The organism is Embleya sp. NPDC050493, assembly GCF_044458105.1.
Lineage (GTDB): Bacteria > Actinomycetota > Actinomycetes > Streptomycetales > Streptomycetaceae > Embleya.
In genome coordinates this window covers 702,686-722,531 of sequence record NZ_JBITHP010000002.1, presented here as the reverse complement: position 1 = coordinate 722,531, position 19,846 = coordinate 702,686, and the positions used below count along the sequence as shown (strand labels likewise).

The following is a 19,846-nucleotide window of genomic DNA, read 5'->3' as shown; positions in this document are numbered from 1 at the left end:
GATGGGGCACGGTAGCAAATAACGAGAACAGGTTCCCGTTTCCTGCCCGGTGGATTCCGACCACCGGGCACGGCTATCGCGCGGGAGCGGTCTCCGACGTCGTGGCGGACGCGTTCGCCGAATCCCCCGGGTCGGGTGTCGCGGCCGACGTCGAGGGCGCCACCGAACCGGACGCGCTCACCGACCGGCTCGTCGCCGGGCTGCTCGCCGGCTTGTTCGGCGTCGGCTTGGTGGTGGTCTGCTTCGGCGTCGGAGTCTGCTTCGCCGGGGGCTGCCGCGCGTCCGGGACGGACCGCGCGCCGGTCGCGTAGTACGTCATCCAGGACATCACGTTGCGCACGTACTCGGTGGAATGGTTGTACGAGAGGATCGCCGCGTTCAGTCCCGCGCCGGTGGACAGGTCCCGGGTGCCCGCGCACAGGTAGCGGCCCGCGGTCAGGGTCGCGTCGAAGACGTTCTGCGGGTTGATCCGGCCGTCCCGGTTGCCGTCCATACCCCAGCTCTGCCACGTGGACGGGATGAACTGCATCGGGCCCACCGCGCGGTCGAACTCGGTGTCGAAGTCGTAGCGACCGCCGTCGGTGTCGGTGATCCGCGCCCACGGGCCACCGTCCAGCCGCGGGCCCAGGATCGGGGTGACCGCCGTGCCGTCCACGGTCACGTTGCCGCCGTACGCGTGCTCCGACTCGACCCGGCCGATGCCCGCGAGCAGCGTCCACGGCAGCTTGCAGCCCGGATCCATCCGGGCCAGGTTGGAGGCCGCCTGCTGATAGGCCAGCAGCACCGTCTGCGGGATGCCGCCGGTGCCGGTCGCGGTGGTGCCCCGCGTGCCCGCCGACGCGGTCGGCGTCCCGGAAGCGGGAGCGGTGGCCGGCGCGGACGTGGCCGGCGCGCCCGGCAACGCGGCCGGCACGACCGGCGGCGGCAGTTCGAAGTGGCTCGGCCCGCCGCCGTTCGCCGACGTGCCGTCGGCCGGCGCCGGATCGGACAACCGCGGCAGGTCCGACGTGGGCACCCGGTGCGCGGTGACCATGGTGAACGGGGACTGCACCGCCGCACCGCAGGCCAGCACCACCAGGATCGCCGCCGCACTGCCCAGCCACGGATTCAGGATCCGTCTGCGCCGCTCCGGCGCCTGTGCCGCGCCCGCCGTCGCCGGCACCTCGGACGCCGGCTTCGGCGCGGGAGCGGCGGCGGATATCGACTCCGCCGCCGACTCGACCGCGACCTCGTCCGGCGTGCCCGGCTTCTGCGGATCGGGCCCCGACTCGGCCTCTTCCACGAAGCTCCCCCCTCTGTGCGCAAGTTCGACTCTGTCGGCCGGTGTCGTACACCGGTGACCCGTGCGAACCTATGCCGGCTTCGGCCGGCTCTCCACCCCCACGGCACACCGGTTCACGATCAGTGACCCGCGTCTTCCCAGTTCGGCCCGAAACCGACCGAGACGTCCAGCGGAGTGCGCAGCGGATACGCGCCGGCCATCTCCCGACGCACCAGCGCCTCCAACCGCTCCCGCTCGCCCGGCGCCACCTCCAGGACCAGTTCGTCGTGGACCTGGAGCAGTATCCGCGAGGCCAACTTCTCGTCCCGCATGGCCCGATCCACCTTGAGCATCGCGACCTTGACGATGTCCGCCGCCGAACCCTGGATCGGCGCGTTCAACGCCATCCGCTCGGCCATCTCGCGGCGCTGCCGGTTGTCGCTGGTCAGGTCCGGCAGGTAACGCCGGCGGCCGAACACGGTCTCGGTGTAACCGGTCTGCCGGGCCTCCTCGACCACCTTGTGCAGGTAGTCGCGCACCCCGCCGAAACGCTCGAAGTAGGTCTCCATCAGGCCGCGCGCCTCGGCCGGTTCGATGTCCAACTGCTGGGACAGGCCGAACGCGGAGAGCCCGTACGCCAGTCCGTACGACATCGCCTTGATCTTGCTGCGCAGCGCGTGGTCCACCGCCTCCGGGGCCACCGAGAACACCTGCGCGGCCATCGTCGAGTGCAGGTCCTCACCCGAGGTGAACGCCTCGATCAGCGCCGCGTCCTGGGACAGGTGGGCCATGATCCGCAGCTCGATCTGGCTGTAGTCCGCGGTCAACAACCCCTCGAAGCCCGCGCCGACCACGAACGAGCGCCGGATCAGCCGCCCCTCCTCGGTCCGGATCGGAATGTTCTGCAGGTTCGGATCCTGCGAGGACAACCGGCCCGTGGCCGCCACCGTCTGGTTGAACGTGGTGTGGATGCGCGCGTCGTCCGCGACCGTCTTGATCAGACCCTCGACCGTGGTGCGCAGCCGGGTCTGGTCGCGGTGCCGCAGCAGGATCACCGGGAGTTCGTTGTCGGTCTGGGCGGCCAGCCAGGTCAACGCGTCCGCGTCGGTGGTGAAACCGGTCTTGATCTTCTTCGTCTTGGGCAGGCCCAGCTCGTTGAACAGGATCTCCTGCAACTGCTTGGGCGAACCCAGATTGAACTCGTGGCCCACCGCCGCGTGCGCCTCTTCGGTCGCCTGCTTCACCGCCGCCGCGAACTGCTCCTGAAGCGACTCCAGGTAGGGCAGATCGGCCGCGATGCCGAACTGCTCCATCTGCGCGAGCACCGGCAGCAGCGGCAACTCCATGTCCTGGAGCAGTTCCAGGCCACCCTTGGCGGCCAGTTCGACGTCCAACGCCGCGGCCAGGTCCACCACCGCCCGCGCGGCCAACATCAGCGCCGCACCCGGCTCCGCGTCCTCCTGATCCGACATGTCCAGCGCGAGCTGGCCGTCCCCCGAGCCGCTCTGATCCAGCTTCAACTCACGGCCCAGGAACCGCTCGACCAGCGTCTCCAGGGCGAACGAGCGCTGACCGGGCAACACCAGATACGCGCCCAGCGCGGTGTCGCTGGTCACCCCCCACAGCGCCCAGCCGTGCGCGGCCAACGCCAGGATCGGACCCTTCGCGTCGTGCACCGCCTTGGTCCGCTGCGGATCCGCCAACCAGGCCGCCAACGCCGCGTCGTCGTTCTCGTCCATGCCCAACGGGTCCATGAACGCCGCCGCACCGTCCGCCGCCGCGAACGCCAGGCCCTTGACCTCGCCCGTCCCGCGCCCCCACGAACCCTCCACCGCGAGCCCGGTCCGCCCCGCACCCGACGCGTGCTCCTCCAACCACGCGGTCAGCCCGCCCGGCTCGACCACCGTGGTGTCCAGCTCGAAACCCGGCTCCGCCTCGATCACCTCGGGCACCAGACCCGGATCCACCGCCCACAGCCGATCCCGGAAGTTGGCGTTGCGGAACTCCAGCGTGTCCAGCACCACCTCGATCGCCGCCCGGTCGAACGGCTTGCGCTCCAGATCGGCCGGCGTCACCTCCAGCTCCACCTCGCGCACCAGCTCGGTCAGCCGCCGGTTCAACTTCACGTTGTCCAGGTGGTCGCGCAGGTTCTGCCCGGCCTTGCCCTTGACCTCGTCCGCGCGCTCCATCAGATCGGCGAACGAACCGAACTCGCGAATCCACTTCGCGGCCGTCTTCTCACCCACCCCCGGAATACCCGGCAGGTTGTCGCTCGGGTCGCCGCGCAGCGCCGCGAAGTCGGGATACTGCGCCGGGGTCAACCCGTACTTCTCCTCGACCGCCTCCGGGGTGAACCGGTGCAGCTTGCTCACACCCATCATCGGATACAGCACCGTGACGTCCGGCGTGACCAACTGCAACGCGTCCCGGTCACCGGTGAGGATCAACACCTCGAAGCCCTCGGCCGCGGCCCGGGTCGCCAGCGTGGCGATCACGTCGTCCGCCTCGAAGCCCGCCACCCGCAAGGTGGGCACGCCCATCGCGTGCAGCTCCTCGACGATCAGCTCGACCTGGCCCTTGAACTCCTCCGGAGTCTCCGACCGGTTCGCCTTGTAGTCCGGGAACTCCTCGGTGCGAAACGACTGCCGGGACACGTCGAACGCCACACCCAGATGGGTCGGCGCCTCGTCGCGCAACACGTTCACCAGCATCGACGTGAACCCGTAGACCGCCTGGGTCGGCTGGCCCGTCGCGGTACTCATCGACGCTTCCTTGAGCGCATAGAACGCCCGATATGCCAACGAATGCCCGTCGAGGAGCAGAAGTCGCGGCCGGGAACCGGCGGGAACGGAGGTCTGGGGGGTCTGAGTCGCTGCCACGACCGCGATCCTAGGCTGTCAGGCCGACACAACCATGTATCCGGAGGAGCACCCCATGCCCGACCAGACCCCGCAGCCCAACCTCGACGAGGTCCTGGCCTTCATGAACATGGGCACCCGAAAGACCCTCTCCGACCGCATGGGGATCGAATTCGTCGAAGCCTCCGCCCAGCGGCTGGTCGCCACCATGCCGGTCGAGGGCAACACCCAGCCCTACGGCCTGCTGCACGGCGGCGCATCCTGCGTCCTGGCCGAGACCCTCGGCTCGGTGGGCTCCGCGCTGCACGCGGGCAAGGACGCGATCACCCTGGGCATCGAGATCAACGCCACCCACCACCGCTCGGCCAAGTCCGGCCTGGTCACCGGCGTGGCAACCCCCGTACACCTGGGCCGGTCGCTGGCCACCTACGAGATCGTGATCACCGACGAGGACGACAAGCGGGTCTGCACCGCACGCCTGAGCTGCATGATCAAGCGCGCCTGAACCCCGACCCCGCACGCGACACCGCGCGGCGAAGGGGCCGACCCCCTCCGCCGCGCGGCACCGGGCTAAGCGCCCTCGCCCAGATACGCCTCGCGCACCTTCGGATCCGACAACAGCTGATCGGCCGGACCGGACAACACCACCGAACCGGTCTCCAGCGCATAGCCGCGATGGGCCAGGCGCAACGCCTGCGCCGCGTTCTGCTCGACCAGCAACACCGTGGTGCCCTGCTCGTTGATCTCCCGGATGATGTCGAAGATCTGCGCCACGATCAGCGGCGCCAGACCCATCGACGGCTCGTCCAGGAGCAGCAGCTTCGGCTGCCCCATCAACGCCCGCCCGATCGCCAGCATCTGCTGCTCGCCACCCGACAGCGTGCCCGCGAGCTGGGTACGCCGCTCGGCCAACCGCGGGAACAACTCGAACACCCGATCCAGCTCGGCCCTGGGCACCGACTTGAACCGGTAGGCACCCATGTTCAGGTTCTCCGTGACGGTCATCGCCGGGAACACCCGACGACCCTCCGGAGAGTGCCCGATGCCCAGCCCCACCACATGGTGGGCGGGCACCCCGTCGATCCGCTCGCCCCGCCAGCGCACCTCGCCCTCGCGCGGCGTCAGCAACCCCGAGATGGTGCGCAGCGTCGTGGTCTTACCCGCGCCGTTGGCACCGAGCAGAGCCACGATCTCGCCCTCGTTCACCTCGATGTGCACGCCCTTCAACGCCTGGATGGCGCCGTAGAACACGTGCAGATCGTCCAGCTCCAGCATCTTCTTCCGCGGCGTCGTCGCGGTCGCGGCCGGCTTGGTCAGCCCGACCGCATCCGCGCCCTTGGACTCGGCGGCGCTCATCGCTGCTCCTCCCCGTCCCGCTGCGCGGGGACCGTACCGTCCGACCCGTTCGCCGCCTCGGCGTCCGAGGCCGCGACCATCTCGGCGGCCATCTCGGCCCCCAGATAGGCCGCGACGACCTCGGGATTGCGCTGCACCTCGGCCGGCGAGCCGGACGCGATCACCTTGCCGAAGTTGAGCACCGTGACCCGGTCCGCGACCGACATCACCAGACGCATGTCGTGCTCGATCAGCAGCACGCTGATGCCCAGCTCGCGGTTGATCCGGCGGATCAACACCTCCAGCTCGAGCTTCTCGGTCGGGTTGGTGCCCGCCGCCGGCTCGTCCAGGAGCAGCACCTGCGGATCGGTGGCCAGCGCGCGGGCGATCTCCAGGCTGCGCTGCTGGCCGTACGACAGCGACGCGGCCAACTCGTTGAGCAGCCCGTCCAGGCCCACGAAGTGCAGCAGCTCCAGCGCCCGCTGGTCGCTCTCGCGATCCTCGCGACGCGCGTTCGGCAGGCCCAGCATGATCGACACCGGCCCGGCCTTCTGCCGGGTCTCCGCCGCGATCTTCACGTTCTCCAACGCGGTGAGCGCGCCGAACAGACGAATGTTCTGGAACGTACGGGCCACGCCCAGCCGGTTCACCAGGTGCGGCTTGCGGCCCTTGAGGGAATGCTCGCCACCCGCCCGGTCGCGCAGCACGATGCTGCCTTCCTGCGGGACGTACATCCCGGTCAACGAGTTGAACAACGACGTCTTGCCCGCACCGTTGGGGCCGATCACCGCGAGGATCTCGCCCCGGTGCAGGTCCAACGCCACGTCGGACAGACCCACCAGGCCGCCGAAGCGCAGCGTGACCCCGCGCACCCGCATGACCTGGTCCTCGGGGTCCACCCGCGGCCGGTCGTCCGCCTTCGTCGTGGTGATGCTCACGTCATCCTCCCGCCGGCCGGCTCCGACATCGCATCCGCGTCGCCGAGACCCGCCTTGGCCATGCTCAACTCGCGCTTGCGCCGAACCGAGGGAATCAGGCCCTGCGGGCGGTAGATCATCATGATGATCAACAACGCGCCCAGGTACATGAATCGGTCGTTCGGGTTGACCCAGTCCTTCATGTACTGCGGCAGCCAGGCCAGGAACGCCGTGCCGATGATGACGCCCCACAGCGAACCCATGCCGCCGAAGATGACGTACGCCACCACCAGCACCGAGAACAGCAGCAGGAAGCTCTCCGGACTGATGAACCGGGCCTTGCTCGCGTACGCCACACCGGCGATGCCGGACGTGGACGCGCCGATCGCGAACGCCATCAACTTGAACTTCACCGTCGGCACGCCGGTGGCCGACGCGGCCACCTCGTCCTCACGGATCGCGGTCCAGGCCCGACCGACCCGGGAGTGCTCCAACCGCAGGAACGCGATGATCAGGACCGTCGCGATACCGATCAGCAGGTACCAGTAAGGCACTGGATCCAGTTCCCAGTCGTAGTCGATCGGACCGACGTGCACCCCGAAGTTCGAGATGCCCTGGACCCCGCGCGGACCGTTGGTGAACCCGTCCGCGTTCTTGGCGATCAGATAGATGATCTCGTGGAAGCCCAGCGTCACGATCGCCAGGTAGTCACCGCGCAGCCGCAGCGTCGGCGCGCCGAGCAACAGCCCGGCCAGCAGACACGTGGCCACCGCGACCGGGATCACCAGGAACGCGTTCAGCGTGAACGGCGGATCCACCGGCATCGCGCCGGTCCAGTACGCCGTGCTGTACGCGCCGATCGCGAAGAACGCGATGAAGCCCAGGTCCAACAGACCCGCCCAGCCGATCACCACGTTCAGACCGATCGCGAGCAGGACGTAGATCGCCACCTCGTTGACCAGGACCTGGTTCCAGAAGGTGGACAGCACGTTCGGCAGCAGGATCAGCAGGCCGATCACCACGACCGAGAAGCCGATCCGGACCCAGATGATCCGACGCAGATTCGCCGAGGTCGCCCGGGTCTGCGCGATCAGCCCCTTCACCGGACCGGTCACCGGCGCGTGGAAACGCTCCAGCGGGCCCACGCTCGTCGCCAGATGACGGTTGTACAGCGGCTTGGCGAACTCCAGGACGGCCCACAACACCACCGCGCCGAGGACCCACCACACCAGACGCATCGACCCGAGGGTCTTGTCCAGCGAGAAGAACACGTCCTCGCGGCTGCCCTGCGGACCGCTCATCACGTCCAGCAGCACGGCCGCGGCGACGGTCCCGACCAGTCGGCCGAACATCGGCTGCTGATACCAGCGCTTGCGCCGCAGCTTGGCCAGCGCCGACCCGGTCGGCGCGAGATCGCGTTCCTTCGTCGTCGTGGTCACGCCGACCTCCCCAAGCGCTCGCCCAGGATGCCGGTCGGCCGGAACATCAGCACCAGGACCAGCACCGCGAAGGCACTGACGTACCGCCACGACTCACCGAAGATGGGCGACGAGAAGCTCTCGACGATGCCGAGCAGCATGCCGCCCATCATCGCGCCGCGAATGTTGCCGACCCCGCCGACCACGGCCGCCGCGAACGCGGTGATGCCGGGCAGGAAGCCCATCGTGAACGACAGCTGCAGGTGCAGGCCGAACAGGAAGCCGGCGATACCGCCCATGAACCCGCCGATGATGAACGTCCGCGAGATCACCTTGTCGATGTCCACACCCATCAGGCCCGCCGTCTCGGCGTCCTGCGCCACCGCCCGGATACCCGAGCCCAGCTTGGTGCGGTTCACCAGGTAGTCCAGGCCGACCATCATCAGCACGGCCGCACAAACGATGAGCAGCTGCAGGATGGTGACCTGGGTGCCGAAGACCGAGAAGACCTTCTTGTTCTCGAACACCGTCGGCAGTGCGCGCGAGTCGCGACCGAACAACTTCCCTGCCAGGTTCTGCAGGAAGTAGGACGCCCCGATCGCGCTGATCAGGAACGCAAGGCGCGGCGCGTTCCTGCGTCTGAGTGGTCTGTACGCGACTTTTTCGAGCGTAAAGGCCGTGGCCGCGCCGGCGGTACCGGAAACGGCCAGACCGGCCGCGACCAACAACACCGACATGAACGTCGTCGGATTGCTGCTCGGGTCGATCCAGGTCAAGGCGAGCAACGCCGAATAGGCGCCCACCATGAAGACTTCGCTGTGCGCGAAGTTGATGAGTTGCAGAACGCCATAGACCAGGGTATAGCCGATGGCGATCACCGCGTACAACGCACCGAGCATGATCCCTGGAATAAGGTAATCCAGGATTTCATCAGGTTGCATAAGGAAAGCTTCCTCAAGAAAACCGGACGGGCCCGGGTCTTCCCGAAAACTCCGGGAAGACCCGGGCCCGATCGTCAGGTAGCGCCGCCCCGATTGACGGGTCAGCCGCCCACGAGCTGGTCGATGTCGCCCATGTAGCCGATCTTGCCGCCCTTCACCTGGTAGATGAAGGTGGTCGCGCCGTCGAATTCACCGTTCGGCTGGAACTTGAAGGTCTTGGTCAGACCCTTGTACGACGCACCCTTGAGCTTGGTGAGCATCGCCTCGCGGGTGATCTTCTCCGCGCCGAACGACTTCATCTGGTCGATCACCAGGTTGGCGATGTCGAACGACTCCGCCGAGTAGGTGCTCGGGTTCGTGTTGAAGCGCTTCTTGTAGTCCTCGGTGAACTGCTTCGTGGCCGCCTCGACGTTCGCGTCGGCGCACGGGCAGGTCAGGAACCAGTCGTTCGCGGCGTCCCCGGCGAGCGAGACGAACTGCGAGTCGTTGGTGCCGTCACCGGAGAACTTGGGACCGGTGAACCCGGCCTCCTTGAGCTTCTTCGCGAACGGCGCGCCGTCCTGGTAGTAGCCCGCGTAGATCATGGCGTCCGCGCCGGAGTTCTTGATCTTCGTGGAGATCGGACCGTAGTCCGGGGTCGCCTTCGGCACGCTGTCCGAGACGACCTGGACACCGGCCTTGGTCAGCTCGTCCTTGGCGACCTTCGACAGACCCACGCCGTACTCGGTCTTGTCGTCGACGACGAAGACCTTCTTGACCTGAAGCTTCTTCGACAGGTACTTCGCCATCCCGCCGCCCTGCGCGTTGTCGTTCGGCGCGCCGCGCAGGAACGCGGTGAAATTGTTCTCCGCGTTCGTCAGGGAAGGGTTGGTCGCCGACGGGGACACCGTGGCGAGCTTCGCCTTGGCGTAGTTCGGCGACGCGGCCTTGGTGGGGCCGGAGAAGGCGGGGCCGACGACGGCAACAACGTTGTTGTCGTCGATCAGCTTCTGCGCCGCGGAGACCGATTTGGTCTCCGACGCCTCGTCGTCCGAGGTCTTGAACTTGAGCGTGAAGGGAAGATCGCCCTTCGCGTTGGCCTGCTCGACGGCAAGCCGAGCGCCGTTCTCTTCGTTGATGCCAAGCTGGGCATTCTCCCCCGAGAGCCCCGCTTGGAAACCTATCGTCCAGGTCGGCTTGTTACCGCCACCGCTGTTGCCGGGGGCGGTGCTGCCACCGTCCTTCTTCTTGTCGTCGTCATCGTCACTGCCGCACGCGGAAAGCACGAGTGCCGCTGCCGCGATGGGCAGCGCGATTTTGATCACGCGTCGCTTGAGCACAGCAAACCCCAACCCTTGTAGAAAAAGTTCGGAGCCCGCATCGGGGCGCCTTCACAAACCGCGATGAACATGCGGTGCCCGGAATGTAGTCCGGCGGGAAGGGCAGCGGCAGTCCGCCGACTGAGATGTGATGCGCCCGTAACCAGATGTAATCCAAAAGAAACAGTGAACGAATTCTTACGGTCCAAAGTGATCAAATATGATCATCGGGTGCCGGAAAAACAACGAACCCGTCCGGTTTGCCAGCAACCGGACGGGTTCGTTGGGGTATGGGTACGGCTGGGTCAGTCGGCGACGTCGCCTCCGGACACGACGACCTCGGCCACGGTGCGCATCGACATCCGGCGATCCATCGAGGCCTTCTGAATCCAGCGGAACGCCTCGGGCTCGGACATCCCGTACTTCTCCTGGAGCACGCTCTTGGCCCGGTCCACCAGCTTGCGCGTCTCCAGCCGCTGGGTGAGATCGCCGACCTCACGCTCCAGGGCGGCCAATTCGGTGTACCGCGAGACGGCCATCTCGATCGCCGGGACGAGATCGCCCTTGGTGAACGGCTTGACCAGATACGCCATCGCACCGGCGTCCCGGGCCCGCTCGACCAGCTCGCGCTGGGAGAAGGCGGTCAGCATCAACACCGGCGCCAGCCGCGCCTGGGCAATCTGCTCGGCAGCCGAAATCCCGTCCAGTATCGGCATCTTCACATCGAGGATGACCAGGTCGGGCCGACACTCGTGGACCAACTCCACGGCGCGCTGCCCGTCCCCGGCCTCCCCGACGACGTGGTACCCCTCTTCCTCCAACATCTCTTTCAGATCGAGCCGGATCAGCGCCTCGTCCTCGGCAATGACGACACGGGCGCGGCGGCTGTCCTGCGATGCGGCGGGCGGCTGCGTGGCGGCGGTCACGTCGCTCCTCGATCAGGGAAATGGTGCGGACACGAGGGTACCGAGACACGGTATGGTGTTCTCCTAGCAGGGGGTTTTGGGGCACCAAGACCATCCTGACCTGCCGGGTTGGCGGAATGGCATACGCGGATGGCTCAAACCCATCTGCCCGAAAGGGCTTGCGGGTTCGAATCCCGCACCCGGTACCAGTGCATCCTCAGGGAACACTCGTTCGAGTGACGTCGACTCGAACATATGTATCGATAGGCGCCGGCGGCGCACCGTAGGTCCCATGAATGATCCGGATCTGCGCCGCCAGGCACTCTCTCTGCTGCAAGCAGGCATCTCCAACGCCGATGTGGCTCGTAGGTTGTGCGTTCCCAAAGGAACCGTGGGCTACTGGCTGCACATGGAACGCTTTCGCCGTGGCGAACTCCCCGCGCGACGCGGAGCCCCCTGCTTCCGATGCCACGACGTCGGCGTCGATCATCGGGCGTACGCCTACCTCCTCGGCCTCTACCTCGGCGACGGCCACATCGTGGCGCACCCTCGCTCCCACTCCCTTTCCATCTCGTGCGCGAACGCCTGGCCCGGCCTGATGCAGGAGTGCGCGAATGCCATCACCCGGGTTCTGCCCGGCTCCCCGCCGAGCTTCGTACCCCGGCAGGGGTGCAAGGACGTCAAGCGCTACTCGCAACACTGGCCATGCCTGTTCCCCCAACACGGCCCCGGCCGCAAGCACGAGCGGCCGATCGTCCTCGAACCCTGGCAGCAGGACATCGTCCGGGCCGAGCCCTGGGCCCTCGTCCGCGGCCTGATCCACTCCGACGGCTGCCGCAACATGAACTGGACCACCCGCATGGTCGCCGGTGAACGCAAGCGCTACGAGTACCCGCGCTACCTCTTCGCCAACGAGTCCCTCGACATCATGCACATCCTCACAACGACGCTGGACGAACTCGGTGTCGAGTGGAAATTCGCCCGACGGAACCTTCTCTCGGTCGCCCGCCGATCCTCCGTCGCGCTCATGGATCGGCATATCGGCCCCAAATACTGACGGCCCGCCGCCCTCGAAAGGGTGGCGGGCCGTCGGCGTCGCGGCCGAGTGTCACTCGGTCGGCAGATCCCCTATGTGGTGCAGGCGGATCAGGTTGGTGGAGCCGGGAACACCGGGCGGGGAGCCGGCCGTGATCACGACCAGGTCGCCCTTCTTGCAGCGGCCGATGGCCAGGAGCGCCGCGTCGACCTGACGAACCATCTCGTCGGTGTGGCTGCACAGCGGGCCGAGGAAGGTCTCCAGGCCCCACGTGAGCGCCAGGCGGCTGCGCACGGCGGGTTCGGGGGTGAAGGCCAGCATCGGGATCATCGAGCGGTACCGGGACAACCGGCGGCCCGTGTCACCGCTCTGGGTGAACGCGACCAGGTATTTGGCGTCCAGGCGCTCGGCGATCTCGATCGCGGCCTTCGCGATCACCCCGCCCTGCGTGCGCGGGCCGGCGATGCTGCGGATCTCCTCCCGCATCGCGGTGGAGTCCTCCGCCGCGACCACGATCCGTGCCATGGTCTTGACGGTCTCGATCGGGTACTTGCCGACCGAGGTCTCGCCCGACAACATGACCGCGTCCGCGCCGTCCAGGACGGCGTTGGCGACGTCGGACGCCTCCGCCCGGGTGGGGCGCGAGGCGCTGATCATCGAGTCGAGCATCTGGGTGGCGACGATGACGGGCTTGGCGTTGGCCCGGGCCAGTGTGATCGCGCGCTTCTGCACGATCGGCACGGCCTCCAGCGGCATCTCGACGCCCAGGTCGCCGCGGGCGACCATGATGGCGTCGAAGGCGTGGACGATCTCCTCGAGGTTGTCCACCGCCTGCGGCTTCTCGATCTTCGCGATCACCGGGAGTCGGACGCCGACCTCGTCCATGATCTTGTGGACGTCCTCGATGTCCTTCGCGGCGCGCACGAAGGACAGCGCGATCATGTCGGCACCGAGGGCGAGGCCCCACTTGAGGTCCTCGATGTCCTTCTCGGACAGTGCGGGGACGCTCACGGCCACACCGGGGAGGTTGAGCCCCTTGTGGTCGGAGACCATCCCGCCCTCGATGACGATCGTGTGCACGCGCGGGCCCTCGACGTCGACGACCTCCAGGGTGACCCGGCCGTCGTCGATGAGGATCCGCTCGCCCTTGGTGACGTCGGCGGTCAGCCCCTTGTAGGTGGTGCCGACCTCGTGCTTGTCGCCGGGGACGTCCTCGGTCGTGATCGTGAACTCGTCGCCGCGCTCCAGGAGCACGGGGCCTTCGGCGAAGGTCTCCAGGCGGATCTTGGGGCCTTGGAGGTCGACGAGGATGCCGACGCTGCGACCGGATTCGTCGGATGCCCGACGGACGCGGTGATAACGCTCCTCGTGCTCGGCGTAGGCGCCGTGGCTGAGGTTGAAGCGGGCTACATCCATGCCTGCGTCGACCAGCGTGCGGATCTGTTCATACGAATTGGTGGCAGGGCCCAGGGTGCAGACAATTTTGGCTCGACGCATGGTCACAGAGCCTAGTTCCTACCGCCGGGTAAGCCGTACCCGCGTCCGGTATATGGCGCTTTTCCAGCATGCGGAAAGGGCGCCGCAACGGCGGCGCCCTTTCCCGTTCACGCGACTTTCGTCACATATTCAATCCGGTCTCGCGCGAGCACTGCGGGTCACACGGTGAGCGGTCGATCGGTGGGTCGGATCGGCGACGGCAGGTTGGTGCCGCCGGTCAACCAGGCGTCCACCGCTGCCGCGCACGAGCGGCCCTCGGCGATCGCCCAGACGATCAGGGACTGCCCGCGTCCGGCGTCGCCGGCCACGAACACGCCGTCCACGTTGGTCGCGAACGCCTCGTCCCGGGCCACGTTGCCGCGCTCGTCCAGGGCCAGTCCGAGCTGTTCGACCAGGCCGTTGGAGCGGTCGGTCCCGGTGAAGCCCATCGCCAGGAACACGAAGTCCGCCGGGATCTCCCGCTCGGTGCCGGGCACCGGCACGAAGCGGCCGTTCTCGAACACCACCTCGACCAGCTTGAGCGCCTTGACCCGGCCGTCCTCGCCGCCCACGAATTCCTGGGTGTTGACCGCGTACACGCGCTCGCCGCCCTCTTCGTGCGCGCTGGCCACCCGGTAGGTCATCGGGTAGGTAGGCCACGGCTGTGCGGCGGGCCGCTCCTCCGTGGGCCGGGGCATGATCTCCAGTTGGGTGACCGAGGCGGCGCCCTGGCGGTGTGCGGTGCCCAGGCAGTCCGCGCCGGTGTCGCCGCCGCCGATGATCACCACGTGCTTGCCGGCCACGTCGATCGGCGAGGCGACCAGGTCGCCCTCCTGCACCTTGTTGGCGAACGGCAGGTATTCCATCGCCTGGTGGATGCCGCCGAACTCGCGCCCGGGGATCGGCAGGTCGCGCGCGGCGGTGGCGCCGGCGGCGATCACCACCGAGTCGTAGCGCCGGCGCAGCTTGGCCGCGTCCAGGTCGGTGCCGATCTGCATACCGGTGTAGAACTTGGTGCCTTCCGCGCGCATCTGTTCGATGCGCCGGTTGATGTGCCGCTTCTCCATCTTGAATTCGGGGATGCCGTAGCGCAGCAGTCCGCCGATCCGGTCCGCCCGCTCGTACACGGCGACGGTGTGGCCGGCCCGGGTGAGTTGCTGGGCGACGGCGAGGCCGGCCGGGCCGGAGCCGATCACCGCGACGGTCTTGCCGGAGAGCCGGTCGGGCGGTTGCGGGGCGACGTTGTTGTCGTCCCAGGCCCGGTCGATGATCGAGACTTCGACGTTCTTGATGGTGACCGGCGGCTGGTTGATGCCGAGCACGCAGGCGGCCTCGCAGGGCGCGGGGCACAGTCGGCCGGTGAATTCCGGGAAGTTGTTGGTCGCGTGCAGTCGTTCGCTCGCGGTCTGCCAGTCGTCGCGCCAGACCAGGTCGTTCCACTCGGGGATGATGTTCCCCAGCGGGCAGCCGTTGTGGCAGAACGGGATGCCGCAGTCCATGCAGCGGCCGGCCTGTTCGGTGATGATCGGGAGCAGTGTGCGCTCCTCGTACACCTCCTTCCAGTCCCGGATGCGCACGTCGACGGGGCGACGCTTGCCGAGCTGTTGGGGCGTGGTCAAAAAGCCCTTCGGGTCAGCCATGAACCGCCTCCATCATCTTCTGGACGATCTCGGTCTCGGTGAGACCGGCTCGCTCGGCGGCGTCCTTGGCGGCGAGCACTGCCTTGTAGTCCCTGGGCAGGATCTTGGTGAAGCGCCGGGAGGCGGCGTCCCAGTCGGAGAGCAGGGCTTCGGCGACGGCCGAGCCGGTCTCCTCGTGGTGCCGGCGCACAACGTCGTGCAGTTCGGCGCTGTCCGCGGCGTCGAGTTCCTCGACGCCGACGAGTTCGGTGTTGATGTTGTCCGGGTCGGCGTCGAGCAGGTAGGCGACGCCCCCGGACATGCCGGCGGCGAAGTTGCGGCCGGTACGGCCGAGCACCACGGCCCGGCCGCCGGTCATGTACTCGCAGCCGTGGTCCCCGACGCCTTCGACGACGGCGGTGGCGCCGGAGTTGCGCACGCAGAAGCGTTCGCCGACGACGCCGCGCAGGTAGATCTCGCCGCTGGTGGCGCCGTAGCCGATCACGTTGCCGGCGATGATGTTGTCCTCGGCGGCGAAGGGCGCGGTGCGGTGCGGGCGCACGGTGATCCGGCCGCCGGACAGGCCCTTGCCGACGTAGTCGTTGCCGTCGCCTTCGAGCCGCAGGGTGATGCCCTTGGGCACGAACGCGCCGAACGATTGGCCGGCGGAGCCGGTCAGGGTGATGTCGATGGTGTCGTCGGGCAGGCCCGCGCCGCGGTAGCGCTTGGTGACCTCGTGGCCGAGCATCGTGCCGACGGTGCGGTTGGTGTTTTGCACGGGGAGGTTGATGACGACCTTCTCACCGTTTTCCAGCGCGTCGGCGCTGAGTTGGATGAGCTGGTTGTCGAGCGCCTTGGCCAGCCCGTGGTCCTGCGGGCTGGTGTGGTGCAGGGCCGCGCCTTCGGCGAGGGCGGGCACGTGGAACAGCGGCGCGAGGTCGAGACCTTCGGCCTTCCAGTGCTCGATCGCCGCGCTGGTGTCCAGGAGTTCGGCGTGGCCGACGGCTTCCTCCAGGGTGCGGAAGCCGAGTTCGGCGAGCAGTTCGCGGACTTCTTCGGCGATGAATTCGAAGAAGTTGACCACGTGGTCGGCCTGACCGTTGTAGCGCTCGCGCAGCACGGGGTTTTGCGTGGCGACGCCCACGGGGCAGGTGTCGAGGTGGCAGACCCGCATCATCACGCAGCCGGAGACCACGAGCGGCGCGGTGGCGAAGCCGTATTCCTCGGCGCCGAGCAGGGCCGCGACCAGGACGTCGCGGCCGGTCTTGAGCTGGCCGTCGGTCTGCACCACGATGCGGTCGCGCAGGCCGTTGAGCAGCAGGGTCTGCTGGGTCTCGGCGAGGCCGAGTTCCCAGGGGCCGCCCGCGTGCTTGAGCGAGGTGAGCGGCGAGGCGCCGGTGCCGCCGTCGTGGCCGGAGATGAGCACCACGTCGGCGTGTGCCTTGGATACGCCGGCGGCAACCGTGCCGACGCCGACCTCGGCGACCAGCTTCACGTGCACCCGAGCCGCCGGGTTGGCGTTCTTGAGGTCGTGGATGAGCTGGGCGAGGTCCTCGATCGAGTAGATGTCGTGGTGCGGCGGCGGCGAGATGAGGCCGACGCCGGGGGTGGAGTGCCGGGTGCGGGCGACCCAGGGGTAGACCTTGTGGCCGGGCAGTTGGCCGCCCTCGCCGGGCTTGGCGCCCTGGGCCATCTTGATCTGGATGTCGTCCGCGTTGACCAGGTATTCGCTGGTGACGCCGAATCGGCCGGAGGCGACCTGCTTGATCGCCGAGCGCCGCTCGGGGTCGTACAGCCGCTCGGGGTCCTCGCCGCCTTCGCCGGTGTTGGACTTGCCGCCGAGCCGGTTCATCGCGATGGCCAGCGTCTGGTGCGCCTCCATCGAGATGGAGCCGTAGGACATCGCGCCGGTGGAGAAGCGCCTGACGATCTCGGAGACCGGTTCGACCTCGTCGATCGGGATCGCCGTGCGGGCGCCGGTCTTGAACGCGAACAGGCCGCGCAGGGTCATCAGCCGCTTGGACTGCTCGTCCACGCGCGAGGTGTACTTCTTGAAGATGTCGTAGCGGCGGGTCCGGGTGGAGTGCTGGAGCCGGAAGACCGTCTCGGGGTCGAACAGGTGCGGTTCGCCTTCGCGGCGCCACTGGTACTCGCCGCCGATCTCCAGTCGGCGGTGCGAGGGGGCGATGCCGGTGGGCGGGTAGGCCTTGGCGTGCCGGCGGGCGACCTCCTCGGCGACGATGTCCAGGCCGATGCCGCCGAGCTTGCTGGTGGTGCCGGTGAAGTATTCGGCGACGAAGTCCTCGGCGAGGCCCACGGCTTCGAAGACCTGGGCGCCGCGGTAGGAGGCGACGGTGGAGATGCCCATCTTGGACATCACCTTCAGCACGCCCTTGCCCAGTGCCTTGATCAGGTTGCGGATGGCCTGTTCGGGGGCGATGTCGGCGAGGAAGACGCCCTCGCGGACCAGGTCCTCGACGGATTCCATCGCGAGGTAGGGGTTGACCGCGGCGGCGCCGTAGCCGATCAGGAGCGCGATGTGGTGGACCTCGCGCACGTCGCCGGCCTCGACGATCAGGCCGACCTGGGTGCGGGTCTTGGTCCGGATCAGGTGGTGGTGCACGGCGGAGGTGAGCAGCAGCGAGGGGATCGGCGCGTGCTCGGCGTCCGAATGGCGGTCGGACAGGACCACGATGCGGGCACCGTCGGCGATTGCGCCGGTGGTCTCGGTGCGGATTTCCTCGAGTCGCTTGGCCAGCGCGGCGCCGCCGCCGTCGACCGGGTAGAGCCCGGAGATGGTGACGGCCTTCAGGCCCGGCTGGTCGCCGTCGAGGTTGATGTGGATCAGCTTGGCGAGTTCGTCGTTGTCGAGCACCGGGAAGGGCAGGACGACGTTGCGGCAGTCGGCGGGCTGGGCGTCGAGCAGGTTGCCCTCGGGGCCGACGAAGCTGCCGAGCGAGGTGACGAGTTCTTCCCGGATCGCGTCCAGCGGCGGGTTGGTGACCTGCGCGAAGAGCTGGACGAAGTAGTCGAAGAGCAGCCGGGGCTTGGCGGAGAGTGCGGCGATCGGGCTGTCGGTGCCCATCGAGCCGAGCGGTTCGCCGCCGGCCCGGGCCATCGGCGCCAGGATGACGCGCAGCTCTTCCTCGGTGTAGCCGAAGGTCTGCTGGCGGCGGGAGACGGAGGCGTGCGTGTGCACGACGTGCTCGCGCTCGGGCAGGTCCTCCAGGTTGATCAGGCCGCCGTGCAGCCATTCCTGGTAGGGGTGCTCGGCGGCGAGCGCGGTCTTGATCTCGTCGTCCTCGACGATCCGCCGGGCGTGGGTGTCCACGAGGAACATCCGGCCGGGCTGGAGTCGGCCCTTGCGCACGATCCTGGCGGGGTCGATGTCCAGGACGCCGACCTCGGAGGAGAGCACGACCAGGCCGTCGTCGGTGACCCAGTAGCGCGAGGGTCGCAGGCCGTTGCGGTCCAGGACGGCGCCGATCAGGGTGCCGTCGGTGAAGGTGACGCAGGCCGGTCCGTCCCACGGCTCCATCACGGTGGCGTGGAACTTGTAGAAGGCGCGTCGGGCGGCGTCCATCGTGGCGTGGTTCTCCCACGCCTCGGGGATCATCATCAGCACGGCGTGCGGGAGCGGCCGGCCGCCCAGGTGGAGCAGTTCCAGGACCTCGTCGAAGGACGCCGAGTCGGACGCGTCGGGCGTGCAGATCGGGTACAGCCGGCTCAGGTCGCCGGGGATCAGGTCGGTGGCGAGCATCGACTCGCGCGCGGCCATCCAGTTGCGGTTGCCCTTGACGGTGTTGATCTCGCCGTTGTGCGCGATGAAGCGGTACGGGTGGGCGAGGGGCCAGGCCGGGAAGGTGTTGGTGGAGAACCGTGAGTGCACGAGGCCGATCGCGGACGCCAGGCGCCGGTCGGACAGGTCCGGGAAGAACGGCTCCAGTTGCCCGGTGGTGAGCATGCCCTTGTAGACGAGGGTGCGCGCGGACAGCGAGGCGAAGTAGACCTCGACCTCGCGTTCGGCGCGCTTGCGCAGCGCGAAGGCGAGCCGGTCGAGGGCGATCCCGGTGACGGTGTCGTCGACGCCGGCGACGAACAGTTGTGCGAAGCGCGGCATCGTCTCGGCGGCCATCGAGCCGACCAGGCCGGGCGTGGTGGGCACCTCGCGCCAGCCGAGCACGCGCAGGTTCTCCTCGGCGGCGATCCGCTCGATGGAGGACTTGGCGCGGCCGGCGTGCACGTCGTCGTCGGGCAGGAAGGCGATGCCGACGGCGTAGCCGCCCGCGGCGGGCAGCTCGAAGCGGACGCTCTCGCGCAGGAAGGTGTCCGGGACCTGGATCAGGATGCCCGCGCCGTCGCCGGTGTCGGGCTCGGCGCCGGTGGCGCCTCGGTGCTCCATGTTCCGCAGGACGGTCAGGGCCTGGTCGACGATGTCGTGGCTGGGCTCGCCGGTGAGCGTGGCCACGAATCCGACACCGCAGGCGTCGTGCTCGTTACGGGGGTCGTACAACCCCTGTGCCGCGGGAAGCGCGGAGAAGAGGGGGCCCGGAGTTGCGGGCATGGCAGGAGGCATGGGCGCTCCCGTCGTCGTCGTGGCGTGTGGTGCGCAACAGGGACGACGTTGGCCCTCTGCGATTTCGTGCAGGTTACACGATCGGTACGTGTATCCGGAACCCGGGACAAACCCGTCTCACCATGCGGTCACCAGGGTGGACCGGTGGTTCACGGACACTGCGCCGCGCCGGTCGCCTCGGCATGTCAGCTGCCTCATTCCCGACC

At 68.3% G+C, this 19,846-nt stretch carries 13 protein-coding genes and 1 tRNA gene; 3 read left to right on the top strand and 11 right to left on the bottom strand.

Annotated elements, in window-relative coordinates:
* Positions 1 to 73: 73 nt before the first annotated feature.
* Positions 74 to 1,282: a lytic transglycosylase domain-containing protein gene (locus tag ACIBM5_RS06450; RefSeq protein WP_396005679.1), complete on the bottom strand. Its 1,209-nt coding sequence runs from the start codon at positions 1,280 to 1,282 to the stop codon at positions 74 to 76.
* 119 nt (positions 1,283 to 1,401) lie between these two features.
* Positions 1,402 to 4,140 carry a DNA polymerase I gene (polA, locus tag ACIBM5_RS06445; protein ID WP_396005678.1) on the bottom strand — a complete coding sequence of 913 codons (2,739 nt, stop codon included), beginning with the start codon at positions 4,138 to 4,140 and terminating at the stop codon, positions 1,402 to 1,404.
* 55 nt (positions 4,141 to 4,195) lie between these two features.
* On the opposite strand from polA, the gene ACIBM5_RS06440 reads away from it, so the two are divergent.
* Positions 4,196 to 4,624, top strand: a complete 429-nt coding sequence (locus ACIBM5_RS06440; protein ID WP_396005677.1) for a hotdog fold thioesterase — start codon at positions 4,196 to 4,198, stop codon at positions 4,622 to 4,624.
* Between the two features lie 65 nt (positions 4,625 to 4,689).
* Here ACIBM5_RS06440 and ACIBM5_RS06435 read toward each other — a convergent pair whose 3' ends face one another.
* From ACIBM5_RS06435 to ACIBM5_RS06410, 6 genes are all read right to left on the bottom strand, one after another.
* Positions 4,690 to 5,394 (bottom strand): ABC transporter ATP-binding protein, encoded by a 705-nt coding sequence (locus ACIBM5_RS06435; protein WP_391583063.1) that lies wholly within the window; start codon positions 5,392 to 5,394, stop codon positions 4,690 to 4,692.
* A gap of 77 nt (positions 5,395 to 5,471) precedes the next feature.
* Positions 5,472 to 6,392: an ABC transporter ATP-binding protein gene (locus tag ACIBM5_RS06430; protein ID WP_396005676.1), complete on the bottom strand. Its 921-nt coding sequence runs from the start codon at positions 6,390 to 6,392 to the stop codon at positions 5,472 to 5,474.
* Positions 6,389 to 7,810: a branched-chain amino acid ABC transporter permease gene (locus tag ACIBM5_RS06425; RefSeq protein ID WP_391582581.1), complete on the bottom strand. Its 1,422-nt coding sequence runs from the start codon at positions 7,808 to 7,810 to the stop codon at positions 6,389 to 6,391. The genes ACIBM5_RS06430 and ACIBM5_RS06425 overlap by 4 nt, the downstream gene beginning before the upstream one ends.
* Positions 7,807 to 8,730 carry a branched-chain amino acid ABC transporter permease gene (locus ACIBM5_RS06420; protein WP_391582582.1) on the bottom strand — a complete coding sequence of 308 codons (924 nt, stop codon included), beginning with the start codon at positions 8,728 to 8,730 and terminating at the stop codon, positions 7,807 to 7,809. Before ACIBM5_RS06420 ends, ACIBM5_RS06425 begins: the two co-directional genes overlap by 4 nt.
* A gap of 101 nt (positions 8,731 to 8,831) precedes the next feature.
* Positions 8,832 to 10,049 (bottom strand): branched-chain amino acid ABC transporter substrate-binding protein, encoded by a 1,218-nt coding sequence (locus ACIBM5_RS06415; protein ID WP_396005675.1) that lies wholly within the window; start codon positions 10,047 to 10,049, stop codon positions 8,832 to 8,834.
* Positions 10,050 to 10,333: 284 nt separating this feature from the next.
* On the bottom strand, positions 10,334 to 10,954 hold the full coding sequence (locus ACIBM5_RS06410; protein WP_391582584.1) for an ANTAR domain-containing response regulator: 621 nt from the start codon (positions 10,952 to 10,954) through the stop codon (positions 10,334 to 10,336).
* A 102-nt stretch (positions 10,955 to 11,056) separates the two neighbouring features.
* On the opposite strand from ACIBM5_RS06410, the gene ACIBM5_RS06405 reads away from it, so the two are divergent.
* Both ACIBM5_RS06405 and ACIBM5_RS06400 read left to right on the top strand, forming a co-directional pair.
* Positions 11,057 to 11,142 (top strand) — tRNA-Leu (locus ACIBM5_RS06405).
* An 83-nt stretch (positions 11,143 to 11,225) separates the two neighbouring features.
* Positions 11,226 to 11,990 (top strand): helix-turn-helix domain-containing protein, encoded by a 765-nt coding sequence (locus tag ACIBM5_RS06400; RefSeq protein WP_396005674.1) that lies wholly within the window; start codon positions 11,226 to 11,228, stop codon positions 11,988 to 11,990.
* Between the two features lie 51 nt (positions 11,991 to 12,041).
* Here the strand turns inward: ACIBM5_RS06400 and pyk are convergent, their stop codons facing one another.
* The 3 genes from pyk to gltB all read right to left on the bottom strand — a co-directional run bounded on the left by pyk (position 12,042) and on the right by gltB (position 19,628).
* Positions 12,042 to 13,466, bottom strand: coding sequence for a pyruvate kinase (pyk, locus tag ACIBM5_RS06395; RefSeq protein ID WP_391583064.1), 1,425 nt, complete (start codon positions 13,464 to 13,466; stop codon positions 12,042 to 12,044).
* A 158-nt stretch (positions 13,467 to 13,624) separates the two neighbouring features.
* On the bottom strand, positions 13,625 to 15,085 hold the full coding sequence (locus tag ACIBM5_RS06390) for a glutamate synthase subunit beta (protein ID WP_396005673.1): 1,461 nt from the start codon (positions 15,083 to 15,085) through the stop codon (positions 13,625 to 13,627).
* Positions 15,078 to 19,628, bottom strand: coding sequence for a glutamate synthase large subunit (gene gltB, locus ACIBM5_RS06385; protein WP_396005738.1), 4,551 nt, complete (start codon positions 19,626 to 19,628; stop codon positions 15,078 to 15,080). The genes ACIBM5_RS06390 and gltB overlap by 8 nt, the downstream gene beginning before the upstream one ends.
* Between the last annotated feature and the right edge of the window lie 218 nt (positions 19,629 to 19,846).

What these genes read in the sequence shown, in the direction of transcription:
- ACIBM5_RS06420 (WP_391582582.1), bottom strand. Translation starts at nt 8,730, where the DNA reads ATGCAACCTGATGAAATCCTGGATTACCTTATTCCAGGGATCATGCTC.
- ACIBM5_RS06440 (WP_396005677.1), top strand. Translation starts at nt 4,196, where the DNA reads ATGCCCGACCAGACCCCGCAGCCCAACCTCGACGAGGTCCTGGCCTTC.
- gltB (WP_396005738.1), bottom strand. Translation starts at nt 19,628, where the DNA reads ATGCCCGCAACTCCGGGCCCCCTCTTCTCCGCGCTTCCCGCGGCACAG.
- pyk (WP_391583064.1), bottom strand. Translation starts at nt 13,466, where the DNA reads ATGCGTCGAGCCAAAATTGTCTGCACCCTGGGCCCTGCCACCAATTCG.
- ACIBM5_RS06400 (WP_396005674.1), top strand. Translation starts at nt 11,226, where the DNA reads ATGAATGATCCGGATCTGCGCCGCCAGGCACTCTCTCTGCTGCAAGCA.
- ACIBM5_RS06435 (WP_391583063.1), bottom strand. Translation starts at nt 5,394, where the DNA reads ATGCTGGAGCTGGACGATCTGCACGTGTTCTACGGCGCCATCCAGGCG.
- ACIBM5_RS06390 (WP_396005673.1), bottom strand. Translation starts at nt 15,085, where the DNA reads ATGGCTGACCCGAAGGGCTTTTTGACCACGCCCCAACAGCTCGGCAAG.